Origin of the sequence: Oceanicola granulosus HTCC2516, assembly GCF_000153305.1 — a bacterium.
In the GTDB taxonomy this organism is placed as follows: Bacteria; Pseudomonadota; Alphaproteobacteria; order Rhodobacterales; family Rhodobacteraceae; genus Oceanicola; species Oceanicola granulosus.
Map to the genome: position 1 here is coordinate 17,112 of NZ_CH724110.1, position 20,208 is coordinate 37,319.

The following is a 20,208-nucleotide window of genomic DNA, read 5'->3' on the forward strand; positions in this document are numbered from 1 at the left end:
TGCCGTCAGTCGTAGTAGCCGCCGCGCTCCATGCGCTCTTCGGCCCAGGATTGCAGGTCGTCGAGCGCCTCGTCGACGGTCTTGGAGCCCGAGATTGCCGCCGACGCCTCGGTGCCGATCCGCTCCATGAAGGCGTTCAGCTCGGGGATGTAGGGGAAGTACTGCGGGTCGGCCGCCTCGTAGCTCGCCTCGATCTCGGCCAGCATCTCCGCCGGCCACTTTGCGGCGAGGGTCTCGCCGTTGGTGATCGAGGGGAAGGTGGAGTACGGCCAGCCGATGCTTTCGGCGAAGCCCTGCATCGCCTGCTCGCCGGTCAGGAAGGCGAGCGTCTTGAACGCCTCTTCCTTGTTGTCGGAGAAGGCGCTGACGCCGACGGAAAAGGTCCAGAAGCTCTGCAGGGGCTTGCCCGACGGCCCGACGGGGGCAGGGGCGAAGGCGGTGTTGTTCACCACGTCCTCGTTCTCGCTGCCGCCGAGGGCCGCGAAGCCATTGATGGCGGAGGGCAGCAGGACGGCCGCCTGTCCGGCGCCGTAGAGGTTCATCATATCGACCCAGGTATGGGTCGCGATGCCGTCGGGACCGTAATCCCGCGACCACCGCACGAACGCCTCGAAGCCGTCGCGGAAATCGCCGGTGAAGATCGGCTTGGCGTCGGTCTCGCGGATCTCCTCGGGCGTCACCGCACCGCCTTCGAACCAGGCCGGGTAGCCGGCATAGGCGTAGACGAAGCCATTGAGATCGAGGCTCGGCTCCTCGCCGGGCGCGCCCCTCATGGTCAGCGGGTAGACGTCGTCGATGCCGTCGGCCTCGAGCCCGGCCTTGATCGTCTCGAGCGCCTCTTCGAGCCCCTCCGTCGTCTCCGGGAACTCGGTGATGCCGTAGCGCTCGAAGATGTCCGTGCGATAGACCGCGCCGGCCCCGAACGAGTAGTAGGGCAGCGCCCAGAGCTGGCCGTTCACCGTGTTGGCCTCGAGGAATTGCGGGTAGACCGCGTCGGGGTCGAAATACTCGGCCGCGGTCGGCAGCAGGTCGTCGAGCGGCTCGAGATAGCCGGCGTAGGAGAAGGTCTGCACCGCACCATCGGAGCCGAGCATCACGAGATCGTAGGTGCCGGTCTGGTTGACTAGGTCGAGCAGCACCTTCTGGCGCGCGGTGTCCTCGTCGGCGAACTCGATGTTGATGACGATGTCGTTGGCCTCCTCGAAGGCCCGCAGCTTGTCCGTCTTCTCGGTGCCGGACGCGCCGAACATGTCGGCCCATGCGAAACCGGGCGCGAAGGCGACGATGTTGACTTCGGTCTGCGCAGATGCCGCGGCCGGCAGGGCCAACGCCATCGCCGTCGCGGAGAACCATTTGGCACTGATTTTCATGATGACCTCCTTGTTGATCGCGGCGGCGCTTTGTCCCTCGCCATCCGCGGTTGACACAGTGTAGGCACAAATGTAGTTTCAGATCAACAAAAATTGCAGCTGGCTCAGAGAGGTCGCTTCTCCCGTGTCCGACGCCTCCTTCAACCGCCCCCTGGAAGAAAGCGATGTCGCCGAGCGGGACCGCGCGCTGATGCTGCGCGCCGCGTGGCTCTACTTCATCGAGGAGCGCACCCAGTCCGACATCGCGGACGCGCTCGGCGTGTCGCGCTTCCGGGTGAACCGGATGCTCGCGGATTGCCGCGAGCAGGGGTTGGTCCGGATCGAGGTCACCGCGCCGATGGCCTCCTGCGTCGAGCTCGAGCAGCGGGCGAAGCAGGCGTTCGGCCTCCGTCACGCGGTCGTGGTGCCCACGCCGGTCAAGCCGGAGCGCACGCACGCGATGATCGGCGCCGGATTGGCGCGCTACATGTCCGAGCAGGTGGCCGACGCCGACAAGAAGATCTTCGGTATCGGCTGGGGGCAGACGATGCGCGAGATGCTGCGCCACCTGCGCCCGACCATCCGGCGCGACGCCCGCATCGTCGCGCTCCTCGGCGCGCCGCCCCGATCCTCGGAAGAGAACGCGATCGACATCATCGGCGCGATGGGCCGGCTCCTGCAGGCGGAGCGCTACTACATGACGGCGCCGATCTACGCCGACACCCCCGAGGCCCGCTACGTCCTGACCGCCCAGCAATTCTACGCCGACGTGAAGGACCTGATCATGAAGGCCGATGTCGCCTGCTTCGCGGCGGGCGACATGTCCGAGGCGTCGCTGCTGATCCGCCATGCCCTGCCGCCCGGCGTCTCGGTCGCCGAGCTCACCGAGGCGGGAGCCGTGGGCGACATTCTCGGCACGTTCATCGACATCGACGGCCGGCCCGTCGACCACCCGATCAACCGCCAGCTCGTCGGGCCGGGCCTGAGCGAGCTGCGCGGCGTCCGGCCGCTGGTGATGGCGTCCGGCGGCACCGGCAAGGTGCCGGTCGTCACCGCCGCCCTGCGCTCGGGTCACGTCGAGGTGCTGGTGACCGACGAGGCGACGATGCGGGCGGTGCTGAAGAACGGCTGAGGACAGGGGCGGGCCCGGCCGGGCCTGCACAAAAGTTGACACGGCGCACAGAAGTTGGATGGAGATGACGGTATGATAGAGTGGAAGCGGCTGACCAACCACGAGGTCGACGCCCTGGATCGACGCCTTCCGGTGCTGATCCCGGTCGGCCTGATCGAGGCGCACGGCCCGCACCTGTCGTTGAGCGTCGACATCGACACCGCGGAGTACTTCTCCCGCGCCATCGCCGAACGCACCGGCGCGATCCTCGCGCCCGGCCTGCCATACGGCTTCGCCGACGAGATGCGCGACTACCCCGGCACCATCGGCCTGACGACCGGCACCTTCACCACCGTGGTGAAGGAGCTGGCCCTGAGCTTCTGCCACCACGGCTTCACCAACCTGATCTTCGTCAGCGGCCACGGCGCCAACAAGGCGCCCTGCGAGGCGGCGTTCTGGGCCGTCTGGGAAACCTACCCCGACGCCAAGCTCGCCTGCTGGAACTGGTGGACCGAGGCCGGCATCAGCGGCATCCACCACGCCGACAAGGGCGAGACCGAGGTCGCCGCCGTCACCGGCGCGGTCTACCACCCCGAGCGCGCCCGCGACTTCAAGATCGACAAGCCCTGGTACAAGCTGCGCTCCCGCCACGCGATCCACCCGGACTCGGGCGGCATCAACGGCGAGCCGACGCAGGCGGACCTCGAGCAGGGCGCCGCCAACCGCGACAAGACCGTCGAGACCCTCTCCGCGCGCGTCGCCGACATCATGCGCGCCGAGGGCTGCGCCTCCACGACCCACGACTGAAGCGAGGACATACCCGTGAGCAACGAACTGAACCGCATCCAGAGCGGCAAACGCATGAGCCAGGTCGTCGAGGTGCCCGCCGAGCGGACCATGCTCTACTTCGCCGGCCAGATCGCCTCCGACCGGACCCTCGACCTCGAGGGCCAGACCCGCGACATCCTCGACAAGCTCGACTCCCTGCTGGCCGAGGCCGGCTCGGACCGTACGAAGATCGTCTCCGCGATGATCTGGCTGTCCGACATCCGCAACCGCCACGCCTTCAACCCGATCTGGGACGCCTGGATCCCCGAGGGCGCCGCTCCGGCCCGCGCCTGCGTCGAGGCGCGGCTGGCCGAGGCGAGCGACCTGGTGGAAATCCAGATCACCGCCGTCAAGTAAGAGCGGGAGGCACAGCCAGATGGTCGACGTCACGCTTTCGAACGTGAGCAAGAGCTTCGGCTCGCACGAGGTTCTGAAGAATATCTCCCTCGAGGTGCCGGACCGCTCCTTCGTGGCGTTCGTCGGCCCGTCGGGCTGCGGCAAGTCCACGCTCCTGCGCGTCATCGCCGGGCTGGAATCGGCCTCGTCCGGCGAGATCCGCTTCGGCGAGCGTCGCATGAACGACGTGCCCGCTCCCGACCGCGGCGCGGCGATGGTGTTCCAGAGCTACGCGCTCTACCCGCACATGACGGTGTGGGAGAACATGTCGTTCAGCCTGCGCCTCAAGGGCGTCAGCCGCAAGGAACGCCGCGCGCAGACCGTCGAGGTGGCGCGGCTCCTGCAGCTCGATCCGCTCCTCGACCGCAAGCCGGGGCAGCTCTCCGGTGGCCAGCGCCAGCGCGTCGCCATCGGCCGGGCGCTGATGCGCGAGCCCGAGGTGTTCCTCTTCGACGAGCCGCTCTCCAACCTCGACGCGGCCCTGCGCTCGGAGATGCGCGTCGAGCTGTCCCGGCTGCACCACGCGATCGGCAACACGATGATCTACGTCACCCACGACCAGGTCGAGGCGATGACGATGGCGGACCAGATCGTCGTGCTGAAGGACGGCGAGGTCATGCAGGTCGGCGCGCCGATGGAGCTCTACGCCAGGCCGGCGTCGCGCTTCGTCGCGGAGTTCATCGGTGCGCCCAAGATCAACATCCTCGATGGCATGGTCGAGAATAGCGGCGACAGCAGCGCGATCCGGCTTGCGAACGGGGCGCGCGCCCTCCTGCCCAGCCGCGCCGCGCGCGCCGGACAGAGCCTGTCGCTCGGCGTCCGCCCCGAGGACGTTGTGATCGAGCCTGCCGGCGACAGCCGGACCACCGCCCACGCGCGCGGCACCGTCGACGTCATCGAACGTCACGGCGCCGACGCGCTCATCTACTTCAAGGTCGATGGCCTGCCGGAAGCCCTGCGGGTCAAGTCCGACGGACGCGTCGCCCTCGCGCATGGCGACACCGCCGATCTCGGCTTCCGCTCCGACGCCTTCTACCTGTTCGACGAACAGGGCGCGGCGATGCCTGGTCCGACTTCGACGACCACCGCGTCGTCGTAGCGCATTGTTCCGGCGCGGGGTCGGCGGACGCTGGAACCGACCTTAACTCTCCGCAAGCGCCTGTCGGACCTGCGCGACCAGCGTCGGCCGTTCGAGCTTGCCGAACGGCGTGCGGGGCAGGTGGGGCAGGGCGGTGACAACGATCTCGCGGCGGAACCGGGCGATGAAGTCGGCCGTAATGTCCGAGGCGGGCCGATCGGCGACGACGGCCGCGTGCAAGCAGTCGACGCCGCTGGCGTCGGCGAGCGCGAAGGCGCCGGCCTCGCGCACGCCCGGCAGGGCGGCGAGTTGCTCCTCGACCTCGAAGGCGGCAACCTTCTCGCCGCCGAGGTTGAGGACGTCGTCCGTGCGGCCGCTATGGACGAACAGCCCCTCGGCGGTGAGCTGGCCCAGGTCGCCCGGGTAGAACCAGCCGTCACGGAACGACGGATTCGGCACCTGGCCTTCAGGGGTCCAGTAATGCGCGACCATCTCTCCGCTGCGCACGCGCACCCGCCCGATCTCGCCGGAAGGGAGCGGTGTGTCGGCATCGTCGACGATCTGCAGCGCCGCACCCGGCAAGACGTAGCCCGTCGCGCCGGGCACATCGGGCAGGGCCTTGGCATCGCCGTGGCAGATCAGCCAGCCTTCGGTGGAGCCGTAGCTGACGGGGATGTCGTCGGTGATCGTGGCGATCAGCGCATCGCGCAGCCGCCTGGGCAGAGGCGCGCCGCCGGTGACCAGACGGAAGGTCTCGGGCCGCGGCCAGCTCGCGTCCCAGGTGGAGAGCAGGTGCTGCGCCTGGATCGGCGCCATGACCGCGAAGGTCGGCTTCAGTTGCCGGAGGGCGTCGCCCGGGCTCAGCGGGCCGGCGAAGACCGCGGTCTGGCCGAGCGACCAGACCTTGAGGAGCGCCAGGAAGCTGCCGGTGACATCGAGCCCCATCGTCGACAGCAGCCGCACCGGGAAGGGCAGCAGCGGTCCGTTGTTCTGCAGGCGCGCGACCATCATGGCGAGACTGAGCGGCACGATCTTGGGCTGACCCGTGGAGCCCGAGGTCATGTCGAGCCGCACGAGTGTCTCGGCGCTCACCTCGGGGCGCGGCCCGGGCACCGGTTCGGCCGACAGGACCCGGCCGAGCCGCTCGGCATCCTGCAGGATGACTCTCGTCGTCTCCGGAAGGTCTTCGGGCGGGGTCTCCGCAAGCACCCAGTCGGGCCGCACGAGCCCGGCCGTTCGCCGCAGCCGCTCCTCCGATACGGAGGTGCAGCCCAGCTGCAACAGCGCCATGAGCCTGAGCAGGTGGATGTAGGGACGGGCGTCGCTGACCAGAACCACCTGCCCCGGAGCGATGCCCTCGTCGGCGAGCGCCTGCGCCATCCGTCCTATGTCGGCGGCGAAGCGGCGGTACGTGATGGTGCCGGTGGGCAGCTCGATGGCATGCGCCTCCGGAGCGTGCTTCGCCTGGAAGGGGATGATCTCGGAGAGCATTTCCTTGCCTCAAACACTGGGCGTCGAACGAGACGACGCCGCCGGGCGGGAGCCGGCGGCGTCATTAAGAAGGGCGTCGCGTCAGAAGGTAAAGCTTACGCTTGTGCTGACGTTCAGTTCTTCGCGGTCCTCGGCAAAGATGCCATCGAGGGCGACGGACAAGCTCGTGCTGTCACCGATCGCCATCGTCCCCTGGGCGCCGGCGCGGATGCGGTCGCGAGACTGGTCGACCCCCTGAACCTCGAACGAGGCGGGGCTGCCGTCGAGCATGAGCGTGGCGGAGCCGATGCTGTCGCCCAGCACCTTCTCGTAGGCGAGGGTAGAGCTGGTCGACACGGTGTTGCCGCCCACCGAGAACGTGCCGGTCGTGGTCACACCCACCGACATCGCCGCCCAGTCGTCGCCGTTGTCGGAGCCCGACAGGTTCAGCGACCCGGCGCCGGTCTCGTCGACGTCTCCGACCTCCACCTGCGAGTAATGCAGCGCGACGAAGGGCGACGCCATCGCGAGCCCGAAGCGATTGTCGAGGGCGACGTTGTAGCTCGTCTTCACCGACACGTTGAGGCTGTTGGCCATGTACTCGTCGGTCGCGGTGCGGTCGACGCTGCCGAAGGCGATGTTGCGCTCGGTGGCGATGTCGTGGCGGCCGTAGGAGAGGGCCGAGGTGTAGGCGATGCCGGTCTCGGTCGGCGCCGCGCCGCTCTCGGTGTAGATGCCCAGGTGGAGCGACTGGATGTCCGCGGTCTCCGACACCTCCGTGAGCGCCAGGTGAGCGTCGCTGTAGCCAAGGGCGACCCCGACCGTGAGCTGGTCCCCGAAGACCGACAGGCCGGTCTCCGTACCCACCGCCACGCCGTAGGAGTCGCGGGTGAGGCCGGAGGCGTTGCCGTCGCCGTCCACGTCGAGGCCGTTGCCGTAGACCTCCGCCCACGACAGGGCGACGGGCATGCTGCCGAGGCCGGCCGCTCCCTCGCTCGCGGCGACGACGCTGCCGGCGGCGTCGAGCATGGCGCCGTTGAAGACCTGCGACAGCTCGGCGGAAGCGCGGCCGACCTCGGCGTGGATCTGGCCGCCGAGCATCCGGTAGGCGAGGTTCAGCTCCGCCTCGTTGAGGTTCAGCAAGCTGTTGAGGATCGTCTCGTCGCGGCCGGAAAAGTCGAACTCGCTCAGGACCATCGCCAGCTGAGTGGCGTTGCTGCCCTCGGCCGGGAGGCCGAAGTCGGGCAGCGGGTCGTCGGCTCCCTCGGCCTGCGGCTCTTCTTCCTCCGGCTCCTCGGGCTCCTCGGGCGCCTGCGGCTCTTCGTCCTCGGGGTCCTGCGGCGTCTGCGGCTCTTCCTCTTCGGGCTCGTCCGGCTCCTCGGGTGCCTGCGGCTCTTCCTCCTCCGGCTCGGCAGGGGGCTCCTGCGTGACGACGATCCGCGTCAGATAGACGTTGTTGTCGTCCTGGCTGAGCTCGTACTCGACCAGCGCGGCGTCTTCTTCGACCCCGTCGAACGCGTCGGCAATGCCGCCGGCAGCCGTGAGGATGGTGTAGCGCTGGCGCGCGGCATAATCCGCCGCCGGGTCCACGTCGCTGGGCGCCACGGAGCCATCGAGCGCCGCGGTGCCGCCGACCTCGAGACGGTCCGACGTCCCGTTGGCAGCAAGCTCCACCTCGAAGCGCGACCCGGCTGCGAAGCTGGTGTCGCCCGTCACCACCAGGGTACCGATGGAGTTGCCCGGAGCCAGGGTGCCGCCGTTCCCGACCGCCAGGGTCATGAGCGTTCCGTTGCCGCCGAGCGCGCCGGCGTCGCGGATCATGATTGCGCGGTTGGTCGTGCCGTTGAAGGTCAGCAGGCCGTTGGCGACCGCCAGGTCGACGTCGACCACGTTCACCTCGTCGGTGAACACCAGCTCCCCGGCACCGATCTTGGTCAGCAGTGGGAAAGTCGGCTCTTCCTCGACATCCGGGACCAGGACGGTGAATGGGATCCCCCCGGGCTGGTCGAACGGCGGCGTCTGCTCGCTGATCTCGCCGGTGAAGGTCCCCTGGCCCTCGATCACCGAGAAGTGGCCACCGTTCTGCACGAGCAGGTCGCTCCCGACGGTGACACCGTCGAGAATTCCGAGCGTTGGGCCTCTGCCGACCATCGAAATGGACCGACCTCCGAAAGCTTGATCGCTTCCCGCGATCAGAGCGCCGTCCTCGATAACGAACCCGCCTTCGAAGCCGGAGCTGTCGCCGGTCAATGTCAGGCTGCCTTCACCCGCTTTGACAAGGCCACCCAGACCGTCGAAATCTCCTGAAAAGGTCGTGTCGCTGCCATTGCCGTTCACCACAAGATCGGCAAACCCCGTAAGAGCGACCGTTCCGGCGCCGGAGAGAGAGCCGATGGAGGACGAGGTCTGTTCGTTCGCCTCTTGGAGCCGGGACGTCACCACGAGAGCGGTGCCTTGCTCGAGCGTCACGTCGCCGGAGATACGACGCCCCTTGCCGAGCTCGAGAGTACCATCCCTGACCAGGACCGCGCCGTCGAGCTCTGTACCAAGACCGAGCGTGCCCGGCCCTGCCTTGGTCAGGGGCTCCGTCGCCGCGAACGACCCGGCGGGACCGACGAGGTCCAGTGTTCCACCGTTGGCCACCGACACCTCCGGCGTCGATCCGCCGAAGGTCAAGCTGCCGGGTTTGCGACTGCTGGACGCGTCGATGGTGTAGCTGAAGTTTTCGGCGACGGAGACACGATTGACGGTGAAGGTCCCGTCGAGGCGAGCTGTCGTCTGGCCACTTCCCTGAGCGCCGAAAGTCGCCTGATCGGCGGTCGAGTCCGGCACGCCGGTCATTGGAAGCCAGCTATCGGCGTCGCCCCATCGGTCACCGTCGGCGCCGGTCCATGTGTAGGATTCGGCCAGAATTGCTCCGGGGGAGGCGAGGGCGGTGCTTGTGATCAGGCTGGCGATGAACAGTTTACGGCGGCGGGACGAAATACTCGGCATCTATGTCTCTCTAAGCGGGCGTGGGCGCCTGACTCTGCCCGGTGTTGGGCAGCGGGAAGATGGCAGGTTTTGCATAGGGAGCAAGCCGCTTGCCGCCATATGGAGACACTGTTGCACACTTGGCACTCGAATTGGCCACGAGCCGCCGCGCTGGTGAACGCGCGTCTCCGAGCAAGCTTGGCAACCCGCCTTCTCGTTGCTCAGCCGGCGTCGGCCGGTGACAGGCGTGGCCTGATTCCTAGCCGCCGAGAGAGAGGCGGAGCCTGATCCCGATGCTGCCTTCCCACCACATCGGGAAGTTGGTGCCCCACTTGTTGTTGTAGAGGACCAGGTCGAGGCCGCCGTCCCACTTCGGAGTGGTCTTGCTAAACGTCATGAAGTCGGCGCCTGCCGGAGCGATCAGGCCGCTGTCGAGCAGCTCGAGGTGAAGCGGTCGGTTCCTGTTGCGGCTGCGGGCGGCGAATGCGGCGTGGAGGGCGCCGCCGCCGCGCGGCACGGTCTGGGAGGGGTCGATCCACTGTCCGGTCTTCAGGAACGACCAGCCGTCCGCGCCGGCCGGGCAGACCGACAGGAAGCCCGCCTCCGGCATCCGGTTCGCCTGCTTGTTCCGGAGCGCGAGGGAGATGTCCACGCGGTCCGCGCCAGGCGTCAGCACGTAGCTGACCTCCTCCGGCGCGCCCAGCTCCGCGACGGCCTCGCTCGGCAGCCGGGTGCGCACCTCGAGGGAGGTCTCGCTGGCGAAGAGGCCGGCGAAGGCCGGGGTGACGCGGCAGCTGCGGGCGGCGGCCGCACGCTCGAGGCCCGGTTTGTCGTGGTCCAGGATCGCCCATTCGGGGCGGGTGGTCAGGTAGCTGTCCAGGTGGCGTGACAAGTCGGCGTGGTCGTAGCTGTGGTGCCGGAAGCCGAAGAGCGGCGCGCCCTCCAGCCGCAGGCCGCGAGGGCCGGAAAGGGAGAGGATGTCGCCCGTCCGGGGATCGACCTCGACGCGCATGTCGTCGATCCGGGCGCTTCCGGCGGGCGCGGTCAGTCGAGCCGGTGCCGCGACTGCCGCCATCGCCCGCGCGGCGCGCTCGCGGTCCGGCCCGTCGAGGGACGCGATGGCGGTGTCGAGGTAGGCGCGCTGCTCCGCCCAGCTCGCCTCGGCGAAGCGGAACCGGTAGTCCGTGGCGCGTGCGGCCCGGAATTTCGGCGGGTCGAAGGCCTCGGTGTCGCGCAGGTAGGTCTTGATGTCGACGCCCCAGGTGTGCTCGGCCACCATCGCCAGCTCGCGGCCGAACGCGCGGCGCGGTGCGGTGAGGCCTTCGGCGGCGAAATCGTCATAGACCCGCTGCAGCGCCCGGAAGCCGGCAAGCTTCTGCGGATCGCTGGCGGCGCCGTAGATCCAGCTGTCGCCGATCTCCGCCTCGACCACCGGGAAGGTCTCCCGCTTCTGCCAGAGCAGGTCGGCGTAGTCGTCGAGGCTCGAGGCGCGCAGGCGGGTGTCCGGGAAGGCGCCCGCTATCTCGCGCCAGACGTCCATCACCTGCGAGACGGACTGCGGCCCCATGTTGTCCCGCGTATGGGCGAAGCTGAGCGCGTCCTTCATGCCGTCGGGCAGGTGGGTCCGGCCGTAGTCGTCCTGGTACATCACCACGATCTCGGCGCCGCAGGGGGCGCGCCAGCGGAAGACGTCCGGCACGTCCGGCACCGGCGAGGCGCCGTTCACGCCGATGTGGAGAAACCGCAGCCCGGCCTCGGCCATCAGCGGCACGATGCCGAGAGTGTGGCCGGGGACGTCTGTCATCTTGGCCGCCCGGGTGGTGATCCCGAAGCGCGCGTCGAGCTCCTGCGCGTAGGACAGCCCCGCGCGGAAGAGCGCCGGGCTCATCAGCTCGGAATGGGTGGTGAAGGGCAGGCCGTGCCAGCGGATCAGCCCGCGCCCGATCGCCTCTTCCAGCCGGGCGACCTGCTCGGGCGTGCCGCGCTCCAGGTGGTCGTGGATCAGCCAGGCCCCGGTCGTCCAGACGAACTTCGGCGCTTCGGGATCCTCGCGCCAGAAATGGGTGCCGGTGCTGATGGCCTGGGGGATGAACCGCTCGTGGTACTGTCGGCGGACCGCCTCGGCGTGATCGGTGAAGCCGATGTCGAGGTGGGTCTTGAAGACGAGATGGAGGGTCTCGGGCGGGAGGGACGCTTGGGTCATTCGGAGCCTGTGATGTGTCAGCCGACGGTGTCGCGGACGGTCAGGTTGGTCGTGATCCGGTCGCAGAGCGGGCGGGCGTTCGGGTGCTTGAGCCGCTCCAGGATCATCCGCACCAACGACTGGATCCGGGCGGGGAGGTCGATTCCGACGGTGGTCAGCCGGTAGGCGCCCCAGGCGGCCTGGGAGATGTTGTCGAACCCGATGACGCTGACGTCCTGCGGCACTTTCAGCCCCAGGTCGTAGCGGATGGCGTCGAGGGCGCCGAAGGCGCTCTCGTCGTTCGCGGCGAAGATGACGTCGGCCCCGCCATGGACGCGGAACAGCTCCAGCGCGGCGCTGTGGCCCCGGGCGTAGCTGAAGTCGCCTGCCAGGAGGCGCGGCTCGGGAAGGCCCCGTTCGGCGAGGAGCTCGCGCAGGACCTCCCGACGGGCGTGCTCGGCTTCGCTCTCGGTCTTGCCGCAGATGTAGGCGATGCGCGACGGCGCGTAGCCGCTCACCAGCGCCACGGCCTTCGAGAGGCCGGGGCGCAGATCGACCTCGAGCCGGTCGTGCAGGGTCTCGTCGGCGGGGCCGGTCATGTAGTCGATGTAGACCGGCACCGCGCGGTCGAGGTAGGGGGCCAGCCGCTTCGGGCGCACGCACTCGGGAAACACGATGGCGCTGTCGAGGTTGAACGAGCGCATGTTGCGCAGCTGGGCGTCGTCGAGCTCGAAGTCGGTTCGGGTCTTGAACAGCACGCAGCCGAAGCCGTGCTCCTGCAGCACCGTGGTCAGCCCGTCGATCTCCTGCGCCTCCCAGGGCGAGCAGGCGTCGGGCACCACGAGGCCGATCAGGTGCGAGCGCCGGGTCCGCAAGGCCCGGGCGGCCCGGTCGGGGGTGTAGTTCAGCTCCGCGGCGATCTTCAGGATCCGGTCGCGCTTGCCGGCGTCGATGGAGGCGCCGGGGGTGAAGGCCCGACTCACCGCGACCCGGCTGACGCCGGCGGCCTCGGCCACCATACTGGCAGTTGCGCGGCGCCCCATCCCGTTCATTCCTGTGCTCCCCGAGCCCGATTTTGCACACGATACCACTTCTGCAACCGGCAAGGCAATGGGAGGCCGGCGGCGCGAGATCGGCTTATGGACCAATGAGAGCGGGCTCCGTCCCGGTTGGTGCGAGAGATGCCCTCACGGCTCGCCTACGGTAGATGTTGACAGGATTGAAATCGTGTTCATTGTAGGAGGCGGGCGCGGACCATCCGCGCTAAGGGAGGAACAAGACCATGAAATGGAAATCCGTACTTCTCGCGCTCGCGGTGGCAACACCGGCCGCGGCGCAGGACCTGACCATCTCGTGCCGCTGTGTCTCGGATGGCGTGAACTCCGCGCTGGCGGACTGGATCAAGGAAAGCGTGATCCCCGACTTCGAGGCGGCCAACGAGGGCGTCACCGTCTCGCTGAGCGAATTCGCCGGCGGCGACGAGCAGCTCACCCAGCAACTCGCGCTCGACTTCTCGACCGGGGCCGGGGCCGACATCGCCGGCTTCGACGGCTTCCTGATCCCGAACTTCGTCGAGGCGGGCCTGCTGAAGCCGCTCGAGGAGCTCGTCGGCCCGCAGGTGAACGACTGGGAGGGCTGGGAGCACATCTCCGACGGCTCCCGCGCGCTCATGTCCTATGACGGCGGCACCTTCGGCATCGCGCTCGGCACCGACGTGCGGATGATCTTCGTGCGCGCCGACCTGCTGGAGGAGGCCGGGATCGATCCCGCAAGCTTCCAGCCGAACTCCTGGGAGGAGCTGCTCGACGCGGCGCGCCAGATCAAGGAGGCCATGCCCGACAGCCACCCGCTGCAGCTCAACGCCGGCGTCCCGATGGGCGAGGCGACGACGATGCAGGGCTACTGGATGGCCATCCTCGGCACCGGCGAAAGCATCGTCGACGAGGAGGGCCGCTACATCGTCGAGAGCCAGGGCATCCTGGACGTGCTGAACCTCTACAAGACGATCTACGTCGACGAGGAGCTGGGCGACGCCCGGGCGCAGCAGCTCGGCGACGGCCGCAACCGCACCTTCGCCAACTTCCGCGACGGCACCACCGCGATGCTGGTCGAGGGCGACTGGTTCTACCGCTCGGTCACCGCGCCGGGGTCGGAGTTCGAGGTCGCAGACCGCGACGAGGTCATGACCTGGGCGAAGATGCCCGCGATGGAGCCCGGCGCCGGCTGGAACGGCCAGGACTACGTCACCATCTCCGGCGGCACCGGCTGGGTCGTGAACCCCAACACCGACGATCCGGAGCTGGCCTGGGAGCTGCTGTCCTTCATGAACTCGAAGGAGCAGATCGACGAGTTCCAGACCTTCCAGCCGCGGATCTCGATCCGCGACGACGTCGAGGTGCCGAACGAGCCGTTCCTGACCGAGACCTCCGGCGCGCTGCTGCCGCTGACCACGGCCCGTCCGAACGACAGCAACTACAACGCCGTCTCCGCCGAGATCCAGCGGATGACCGAAGCGGTCGTTTCGGGGCAGATGTCGCCCGAGGAGGCGATGGCCCGGTACAAGGAAGCCGTCACCGAGATCGTCGGCGAGGAAAACACCGTCAGCCTGATGTAAGGACTGACCCCCGGGCCGCGCGACGGCTACGCCGCGCGGCCCGACCCTGATTTCTGGAACACCTATGAAACGATTCTCCCTCCTTTCGGCGCGGGCTGGCGCGACGTTCATGTCGCCTGCCGGGCTGCTGGTCGGCGCGTTCGTGATCGTCCCGTTCTTCTGGGTGATCTTCGTCAGCTTCACCAACCGCTCGCTGCTCGGCCCGACCGCCCTGAACCCGGACTTCGTCTGGTTCCAGAACTACATCGAGCTCTTCACCTCGGGCCGCGGCGTGGAGCCCGGCACCTTCGGCTTCAGCCTGATCCTGACGGTGCAGTTCGTGCTGTTCTCGGCGCTGATCGGGCAAGCGCTGCTGGGCCTGCTGCTGGCCTGGCTGCTGCAACAGGTGCCCAAGTCGGTGAAGGGCTTCACCGAGACCATGGTGATCGGCGCGTGGATCCTGCCCGAGGTGGTGATCGGCTTCGCCTGGTTCGCCTTCCTCGATTACGACAACGGCACGCTGAACGGGATCCTCGACGCGCTCGGCCTGCCGCGCGGCGACTGGCTGCTGGACTACCCGTTCTGGGTCATCGTGGTGTTCAACACCTGGCGCGGGACGGCGTTCTCGATGATGCTGTTCAACTCCGCCTTCGCCTCGATCCCGCCGAGCTACTTCCAGGCCGCGGACGTGGCCGGGGCGAGCAGCTGGCAGAAGTTCCGCGACATCGGCCTGCCGCTGATCCGTGGCCACGTGGTCACCGACCTGATCCTGATCACCATGTGGACCTTCAACGTCTTCACCCCCTTCCTGCTCACCCGTGGCGGCCCCGGCGGACAGACCGAAGTGCTGTCGATCTACACCTACCGCGTGGCCTTCCGCGACTTCGACTTCGGCAAGGGCGCAGCGGTGGGGGTGGTGGTCATGCTGATCAACCTCGCCTTCGCGCTCTTCTACCTCTGGGTCGCGCGCAAGAGGACACCCCGAAAGGAGGCCACCTGATGGGTCGCTTCGCGCATCTCCACTTCTCGCGCGTCGGGTTCACCGCCCTGACGGCCCTGATCGGCGCCATCTTCGCGCTGCCGCTGGTCTGGTTCCTCTTCGCGCCGTTCAACCCGCGGGCGGAACTGGGCCTGGCGATCCCGCGGCCGTTCTCCTTCTCCAACTTCGGGACAGTCCTGGAGAACGACTTCGCGATCCGGGCGTTGCTCAACTCCCTGATCCAGAGCGTCGGCGGGGTCGTCTGCGTCGCCTTCGCGGCGACGCTGGCCTCCTACGCGCTGTCCCGCTCCTCGCTGCCGGGCAAGGGCGCGGTGACCTACGTGCTGCTGCTGTTCTCCTCGGTGGTCTCCGGCTCGGCGGCCATGGTTCCGATCTTCCTGATGATCTCCCGCGTCGGGCTGATCGACACCCACCTGGCGGTGATCTTCGTCTTCGCCGGCGGACTGCTGCCCACGGCGATGTTCATCCTTCGCGACTTCATCGACGGCATCCCCCGCAGCTACGAGGAGAGCGCCATGGTCGCCGGTGCCTCGCCCACGCAAGCCTTCTTCGACGTGGCCCTGCCGGTGATCCGGCCCGGCGTCGTGGTCGTCGTCGTCTGGGCCTTCGTGAACATCTGGGGCAGCTTCCTGATCCCCTTCATCCTGCTGCGCTCGGCCGAGAAGATGCCCGCCTCGGTGGCGATCTACTCCTTCTACTCGGAAGCCGGCACTCCGATCGTCACGCTCCTGGCGGCCTACGCGCTGCTCTACTCCATCCCCGTCGTCGTGCTGTACCTCTTCGTGAGCTGGAAGTTCGGCTTTCGCTTCTTCGGCGGCATCAAGGCTTGAATACATGGCATCCGTAACCTTCGAAAAGATCACCAAGCGCTTCGGCAGCTTCACCGCCTGCGAGAACCTGGACCTCGAGATCCGGGACGGGGAATTCGTCTGCCTGCTCGGCCCCTCCGGCTGCGGCAAGACCACCACGCTGCGGATGATGGCCGGGCTCGAGACCCCGACCTCGGGCCGCGTGCTGATCGGCGACCGGGACGTCACCGCCGTGCATCCCAAGGATCGCAAGATCGCCATGGTCTTCCAGGACTACGCGCTCTACCCGCACATGAACCTGGCCGACAACATCTCCTACCCGCTCAAGGTCCGGGGCGAGAGCCGCGAGGCGCGCCATGCGGAGGCCCGGCGGGTGGGCGACGTGCTCCAGATCGGTCACCTGATGGAGCGGATGCCGGCGCAGATCTCCGGCGGGCAGCAGCAGCGGACCTCGCTGGCGCGGGCGCTGGTGACGCCCTCGGAGGTCTATCTGTTCGACGAACCGCTCTCCAACCTCGACGCCAAGCTGCGGCTCGACGCGCGCGGCTTCCTCAACCACCTGCAGCGCGACCTCGGCATCACCGCGGTCTACGTCACCCACGACCAGGCCGAGGCGATGGCGCTGGCCACCCGCATCGCGGTGATGGACCGCGGCCGGATCGTGCACTACGCGCCGCCGCTGGAGATCTACCACCGCCCCGCCACCACCTTCGTCGCCAGTTTCGTCGGCAACCCGCCGATGAACCTGATCGACTGCACGGCCCGGATCGAGGGCGGCGCGCTGGTGCTCGAGGCCGAGGGGCTGACCGTGCCGAAACTGCCGGTCACTCCGGCGATCGAAGCGGCCGCCGCCGAGGGCAAGATGACCTTCGGCGTCCGGCCCGAGCACCTGTGGATCGCCGACGGATCCGAGGCGGGGCAGATCGCGGGCGAACTCTTCGCCAACGAGAACATGGGGCCCGAGTCGCTGGTGACCCTCGCCCGGACCAAGGACTCCCGGCTCACCGCCCGGCTGTTCACCGACGAGCCCCTGAACCTGCCCGAGACGACGCGCCTGGGCTTCGCCACGACGCACGTCCACCTGTTCGGTCCGGACGGCGTGCGGGTTCCCGGGGTGGATGAATGAGCCGACAGACGGTCAGGGTGACGCCGGCGGACAAGGCCCGGTCCCCCTACCTCGAGGTGCCCTTCGAGGTGCCCGCGGGCACGACCCGGATCGACGTCGCGGTGGACTACCCCAAGAGCGAGTCCTGCATCGTGGACCTCGGCTGCGCCGATCCGCGCTTCGGGGCCTTTCCGGCCCGGGAAGGCTTCCGCGGCTGGTCGGGCGGGGCGCGGTCGCGGTTCTCTCTCGGCCGCGACGGCGCGACCCCGGGCTACGTGGCCGGCGAGATCCCGGCGGGCACCTGGTCGCTGCTCCTCGGCCTCTACCGGATCCCGCCGGAGGGCGCGGAGATCCGGATCGACGTCAGCCTCGACAGCGGCGAGCGCGCGCTTTCCTGCCCGGCCGAACGGCCGGCTCCCCGCCGCGCGGGCGCGGGCTGGTATCGCGGCGACTTCCACTGCCATACCTTCCACTCCGACGCCGCCGGCAGCCCCGAGACCCTCCACGCGGCCGCCCGGCAGGCGGGGCTCGATTTCCTCGCCGTCACCGACCACAACACCGTCACTGCCCGGCAGTACTTCGACGGCGCCTCCTCGCCGGCGCTGGTCTTCCTGCGCGGCATGGAGGTGACCACCGAGCACGGCCACGCGAACGTCTTCGGTCTGGACGACTGGATCGACTTCCGCATCACCGCCCCTGGGGATGCCCACGTCGTCGCGGCCGAGGTGCATGCGAAGGGCGGTCTCCTCTCGATCAACCACGACAAGCCGGACTTTCCCTGGAGGCACGACTGGCCGGAGACCGATCTCATGGAGGTCTGGCAGCATCCCTGGCTGGCCTGGAACTGGGTCTCGCTGGAGCGATGGCAGGCCCGGCTCGCGGCCGGGATGCGCCTGCCGGCGATCGGCGGCTCGGACTGGCACCAGCCGGCGGAGCTGCGCCCCGAGGGCCCCTTCACCCTGGCGCGGCCGACGACGGTCCTGCATCTGCCCGAGCTGTCCGAGGCGGCAGTCCTGACGGCGATGAAGGCCGGGCACGGCTACATCACCGAGGCGCCGGACGGCCCGCACCTGGAGCTGACCCTCGGCGACACGCCCATGGGCGGCACCGGGCACGGCGAGGCGGCCCTGACCGTGCGTGGCGCGGCGGGCGACATCGTCACCTTCCATGACGCGACCGGCGAGATCGCCCGAGCGGAGATCGCGGGCGAGGAGGCCGTGCTGCGGCCCGACCTCGCCCCGCGCGGCTTCCTGCGGGCCGAGCTCGTCGCCCGCGCGTCGCGGGAGCGCCTGCTGGAAGAATTCCGCGCCGCCTTTCCCGGCGGCCTGCCCTGGGGCCTCACCGAAGAGGAGATTGCGCGGCAACCTCTGCGCCGGGCCCTGACCAATCCGATCTGGACCGAGGACCTTCGATGATGCTGTCCAACGCCCCCGTATCCTGGGGGGTCTACCATGCCGAGGGGGCGCCGCTCAGCGCCGCGCGCTACCTCGATGAAATCGCCGCCGCCGGCTATGGCGGGACCGAGCTGGGGCCGATCGGCTTCATGCCGGAAGACCCGGCGCGGCTGGCGGAGATGCTCGCGGCCCGCGACCTGTCGCTGGTCGGCGCGGTAATCGTGCACGACTTCTCCGGGCCCGAGGCCGCGCTGACCGACATGCTGGACCGGGTCGGCCCGTTGCTCGCGTCCGGCGGCGCGAAGGTGGCGACGGTGATGGATGCCGGCCAAGGCACGCCCGGGTCGGAGCTGGAGGCGCGGGTCGCCGCCGCCATGACCCGCGCCACGCGGCACCTGCGGGACCGGCACGGGCTGGCCCTGGCCTTCCACCCCCACGTGCTCACCGCTATCGAGACCGAGGCCCAGGTGGACCGCCTGCTGGAGACCTCCGAGGCCGGGCTCTGCCTCGACACCGGCCATCACGCCTTCTGGGGCGAGGACCCGCTCGCCTATCTCGACAAGGCGCGCGAGAGGCTCTCGGCGGTGCATCTGAAGAACGTGGACGAGCGCCTCGTGACGGAGGTCGCAGCCGGTCGGCTCAGCCCGGCGGCGGCGACCCGGCAGGGGGCCTTCTGCCCGCTCGCGGACGGGGTGGTCGACATCCCGGCCTTCCTGCGCCGGCTCGGACCCTTCGAGGGACCGGTGGTGGTCGAGCAGGACTGGACCCCGGCCGCCGCCGAGCCGCCCCTGGCCCTCGCCCGGCGCAACGCGGACTTCCTTGCAGGCGCGGTGGTGCCATGCCCCTGAACGTCGGACTGATCGGGCTGGGCGAGGTGGCCCAGCTGATGCACCTGCCGCTGCTCTCGGATGATCCGCGCTGGAAGATCACGGCGGTCTGCGACCTGTCGCCTTCGCTGGCCGAGGCCATGGGCGCGCGCTACGGGGCGGCCCTGCGGACCTCCGACCCGGCCGCGCTGATCGCCAACCCGGGCGTGGACGTGGTCTTCATCCTCTCGCCGGACGAGACCCACGGGCCGTTCATCGCCGCGGCGCTCGACGCGGGCAAGCACGTCTTCGTCGAAAAGCCCGCGACCCTCACGGCCGAGACCCTGCGCCCGCTGCTGGAGCGGAAGACCGACCGGGTGGTCTTCGTCGGCTACATGCGGCGCTACACCCGGCCGTTCCTGGCCATGAAGGCGGCCCTGCCGGAGCCGGCGGCGATCCGCCACGTGCGGATCCGCGACCTGATCACGGAGAGCCCCTTCTTCACCGCCCAGACCCGGGGCCCGGTGCGGGCGGGGGATGTCGGCCCGGAGGCGGCGGCAGAACTGCACCGGACGGGCGAGGCGGAGGTCGCCAGCGTCATCGGCGCCGCGGCCCCGGCCGGGGAGAAGCGGGCCTACCGGACGCTGACGGGATTGGGCTGTCACTCGCTCTCGGCCATGCGCGACCTATTCGGCATGCCCCGGCGGGTGGTCTCGGCGGCGCAATCGAGCGGCGGGCTCGTCGTCTCGGCGCTCTTCGACTACGGCAGCTTCCTGGCGAGCTACGAGGCGGCGGTGACCGAGGTGCCGGTCTTCGACGCGGGCATCGACGTGATCGGCCAGCACCAGCGGCTCTCGCTGAGCTACGACACGCCCTATGTCCGCTACCTGCCGACGACCCTCACCACCACGAGTCTGGAGGGCGGCGCCGGGCGGACCGTGATCGACGGCCCGCATTTCGCCGACCCGTTCCGGATCGAGCTCGACGCCCTGCATGCCGCCATCACCGAAGGCGCGCCGGTGCGCACGACACTGGCCGACGCGATGGAGGACCTGGAGCTGATCGCGCAGATCGCGAAGGGCTTCGCCGCGACACGAGGATGACCGGCCGCCGC

16 protein-coding genes are annotated in these 20,208 nt (G+C 69.1%); 11 read left to right on the top strand and 5 right to left on the bottom strand.

Annotated features, from left to right (window positions below):
* Positions 1 to 5: 5 nt before the first annotated feature.
* On the bottom strand, positions 6 to 1,370 hold the full coding sequence (locus OG2516_RS17155) for an extracellular solute-binding protein (RefSeq protein ID WP_007257065.1): 1,365 nt from the start codon (positions 1,368 to 1,370) through the stop codon (positions 6 to 8).
* A 124-nt stretch (positions 1,371 to 1,494) separates the two neighbouring features.
* On the opposite strand from OG2516_RS17155, the gene OG2516_RS17160 reads away from it, so the two are divergent.
* The 4 genes from OG2516_RS17160 (at position 1,495) to OG2516_RS17175 (ending at position 4,783) form a co-directional block, all read left to right on the top strand.
* Entirely contained in the window at positions 1,495 to 2,481 is a 987-nt protein-coding gene (locus tag OG2516_RS17160; protein WP_007257066.1) for a sugar-binding transcriptional regulator, read from the top strand.
* A gap of 72 nt (positions 2,482 to 2,553) precedes the next feature.
* Positions 2,554 to 3,267, top strand: coding sequence for a creatininase family protein (locus OG2516_RS19170; protein WP_007257067.1), 714 nt, complete (start codon positions 2,554 to 2,556; stop codon positions 3,265 to 3,267).
* A 15-nt stretch (positions 3,268 to 3,282) separates the two neighbouring features.
* Entirely contained in the window at positions 3,283 to 3,645 is a 363-nt protein-coding gene (locus tag OG2516_RS17170) for a RidA family protein (RefSeq protein WP_007257068.1), read from the top strand.
* 19 nt (positions 3,646 to 3,664) lie between these two features.
* Positions 3,665 to 4,783: an ABC transporter ATP-binding protein gene (locus OG2516_RS17175; RefSeq protein WP_007257069.1), complete on the top strand. Its 1,119-nt coding sequence runs from the start codon at positions 3,665 to 3,667 to the stop codon at positions 4,781 to 4,783.
* A gap of 42 nt (positions 4,784 to 4,825) precedes the next feature.
* Here OG2516_RS17175 and OG2516_RS17180 read toward each other — a convergent pair whose 3' ends face one another.
* The 4 genes from OG2516_RS17180 to OG2516_RS17195 all read right to left on the bottom strand — a co-directional run bounded on the left by OG2516_RS17180 (position 4,826) and on the right by OG2516_RS17195 (position 12,430).
* Positions 4,826 to 6,253 (bottom strand): class I adenylate-forming enzyme family protein, encoded by a 1,428-nt coding sequence (locus tag OG2516_RS17180; protein WP_007257070.1) that lies wholly within the window; start codon positions 6,251 to 6,253, stop codon positions 4,826 to 4,828.
* An 81-nt stretch (positions 6,254 to 6,334) separates the two neighbouring features.
* Positions 6,335 to 9,226: an autotransporter family protein gene (locus OG2516_RS19175; RefSeq protein ID WP_156799430.1), complete on the bottom strand. Its 2,892-nt coding sequence runs from the start codon at positions 9,224 to 9,226 to the stop codon at positions 6,335 to 6,337.
* A gap of 238 nt (positions 9,227 to 9,464) precedes the next feature.
* A complete protein-coding gene (locus OG2516_RS17190) occupies positions 9,465 to 11,408 on the bottom strand; it encodes a DUF5054 domain-containing protein (protein ID WP_007257073.1) in 1,944 nt (647 codons plus the stop codon).
* Positions 11,409 to 11,425: 17 nt separating this feature from the next.
* Positions 11,426 to 12,430 carry a LacI family DNA-binding transcriptional regulator gene (locus tag OG2516_RS17195; protein WP_217598186.1) on the bottom strand — a complete coding sequence of 335 codons (1,005 nt, stop codon included), beginning with the start codon at positions 12,428 to 12,430 and terminating at the stop codon, positions 11,426 to 11,428.
* A 239-nt stretch (positions 12,431 to 12,669) separates the two neighbouring features.
* Here OG2516_RS17195 and OG2516_RS17200 point away from each other — a divergent pair, with 239 nt between their 5' ends.
* The 7 genes from OG2516_RS17200 to OG2516_RS17230 all read left to right on the top strand — a co-directional run bounded on the left by OG2516_RS17200 (position 12,670) and on the right by OG2516_RS17230 (position 20,197).
* Entirely contained in the window at positions 12,670 to 14,001 is a 1,332-nt protein-coding gene (locus tag OG2516_RS17200; protein ID WP_007257075.1) for an extracellular solute-binding protein, read from the top strand.
* Positions 14,002 to 14,065: 64 nt separating this feature from the next.
* On the top strand, positions 14,066 to 14,980 hold the full coding sequence (locus OG2516_RS17205) for a carbohydrate ABC transporter permease (protein WP_040616296.1): 915 nt from the start codon (positions 14,066 to 14,068) through the stop codon (positions 14,978 to 14,980).
* Positions 14,980 to 15,810: a carbohydrate ABC transporter permease gene (locus tag OG2516_RS17210; RefSeq protein WP_007257077.1), complete on the top strand. Its 831-nt coding sequence runs from the start codon at positions 14,980 to 14,982 to the stop codon at positions 15,808 to 15,810. Before OG2516_RS17205 ends, OG2516_RS17210 begins: the two co-directional genes overlap by 1 nt.
* A 4-nt stretch (positions 15,811 to 15,814) precedes the next feature.
* Positions 15,815 to 16,915: an ABC transporter ATP-binding protein gene (locus OG2516_RS17215; RefSeq protein ID WP_007257078.1), complete on the top strand. Its 1,101-nt coding sequence runs from the start codon at positions 15,815 to 15,817 to the stop codon at positions 16,913 to 16,915.
* On the top strand, positions 16,912 to 18,309 hold the full coding sequence (locus OG2516_RS17220; RefSeq protein WP_040616298.1) for a CehA/McbA family metallohydrolase: 1,398 nt from the start codon (positions 16,912 to 16,914) through the stop codon (positions 18,307 to 18,309). The genes OG2516_RS17215 and OG2516_RS17220 overlap by 4 nt, the downstream gene beginning before the upstream one ends.
* The gene (locus OG2516_RS17225; protein WP_050769203.1) at positions 18,306 to 19,136 is read left to right on the top strand and encodes a sugar phosphate isomerase/epimerase family protein; all 831 of its coding nucleotides are present in this window, start codon (positions 18,306 to 18,308) and stop codon (positions 19,134 to 19,136) included. Before OG2516_RS17220 ends, OG2516_RS17225 begins: the two co-directional genes overlap by 4 nt.
* Entirely contained in the window at positions 19,127 to 20,197 is a 1,071-nt protein-coding gene (locus tag OG2516_RS17230; protein WP_007257081.1) for a Gfo/Idh/MocA family protein, read from the top strand. Before OG2516_RS17225 ends, OG2516_RS17230 begins: the two co-directional genes overlap by 10 nt.
* Positions 20,198 to 20,208: the final 11 nt, after the last annotated feature.

Bases quoted from the DNA above. Each gene is read 5' to 3' on its own strand.
- OG2516_RS17155 (WP_007257065.1), bottom strand. From the start codon at position 1,370: ATGAAAATCAGTGCCAAATGGTTCTCCGCGACGGCGATGGCGTTGGCC.
- OG2516_RS19170 (WP_007257067.1), top strand. From the start codon at position 2,554: ATGATAGAGTGGAAGCGGCTGACCAACCACGAGGTCGACGCCCTGGAT.
- OG2516_RS17175 (WP_007257069.1), top strand. From the start codon at position 3,665: ATGGTCGACGTCACGCTTTCGAACGTGAGCAAGAGCTTCGGCTCGCAC.
- OG2516_RS17180 (WP_007257070.1), bottom strand. From the start codon at position 6,253: ATGCTCTCCGAGATCATCCCCTTCCAGGCGAAGCACGCTCCGGAGGCG.
- OG2516_RS19175 (WP_156799430.1), bottom strand. From the start codon at position 9,226: ATGCCGAGTATTTCGTCCCGCCGCCGTAAACTGTTCATCGCCAGCCTG.
- OG2516_RS17190 (WP_007257073.1), bottom strand. From the start codon at position 11,408: ATGACCCAAGCGTCCCTCCCGCCCGAGACCCTCCATCTCGTCTTCAAG.
- OG2516_RS17195 (WP_217598186.1), bottom strand. From the start codon at position 12,430: ATGGGGCGCCGCGCAACTGCCAGTATGGTGGCCGAGGCCGCCGGCGTC.
- OG2516_RS17200 (WP_007257075.1), top strand. From the start codon at position 12,670: ATGAAATGGAAATCCGTACTTCTCGCGCTCGCGGTGGCAACACCGGCC.
- OG2516_RS17205 (WP_040616296.1), top strand. From the start codon at position 14,066: ATGAAACGATTCTCCCTCCTTTCGGCGCGGGCTGGCGCGACGTTCATG.
- OG2516_RS17210 (WP_007257077.1), top strand. From the start codon at position 14,980: ATGGGTCGCTTCGCGCATCTCCACTTCTCGCGCGTCGGGTTCACCGCC.
- OG2516_RS17215 (WP_007257078.1), top strand. From the start codon at position 15,815: ATGGCATCCGTAACCTTCGAAAAGATCACCAAGCGCTTCGGCAGCTTC.
- OG2516_RS17220 (WP_040616298.1), top strand. From the start codon at position 16,912: ATGAGCCGACAGACGGTCAGGGTGACGCCGGCGGACAAGGCCCGGTCC.
- OG2516_RS17225 (WP_050769203.1), top strand. From the start codon at position 18,306: ATGATGCTGTCCAACGCCCCCGTATCCTGGGGGGTCTACCATGCCGAG.
- OG2516_RS17230 (WP_007257081.1), top strand. From the start codon at position 19,127: ATGCCCCTGAACGTCGGACTGATCGGGCTGGGCGAGGTGGCCCAGCTG.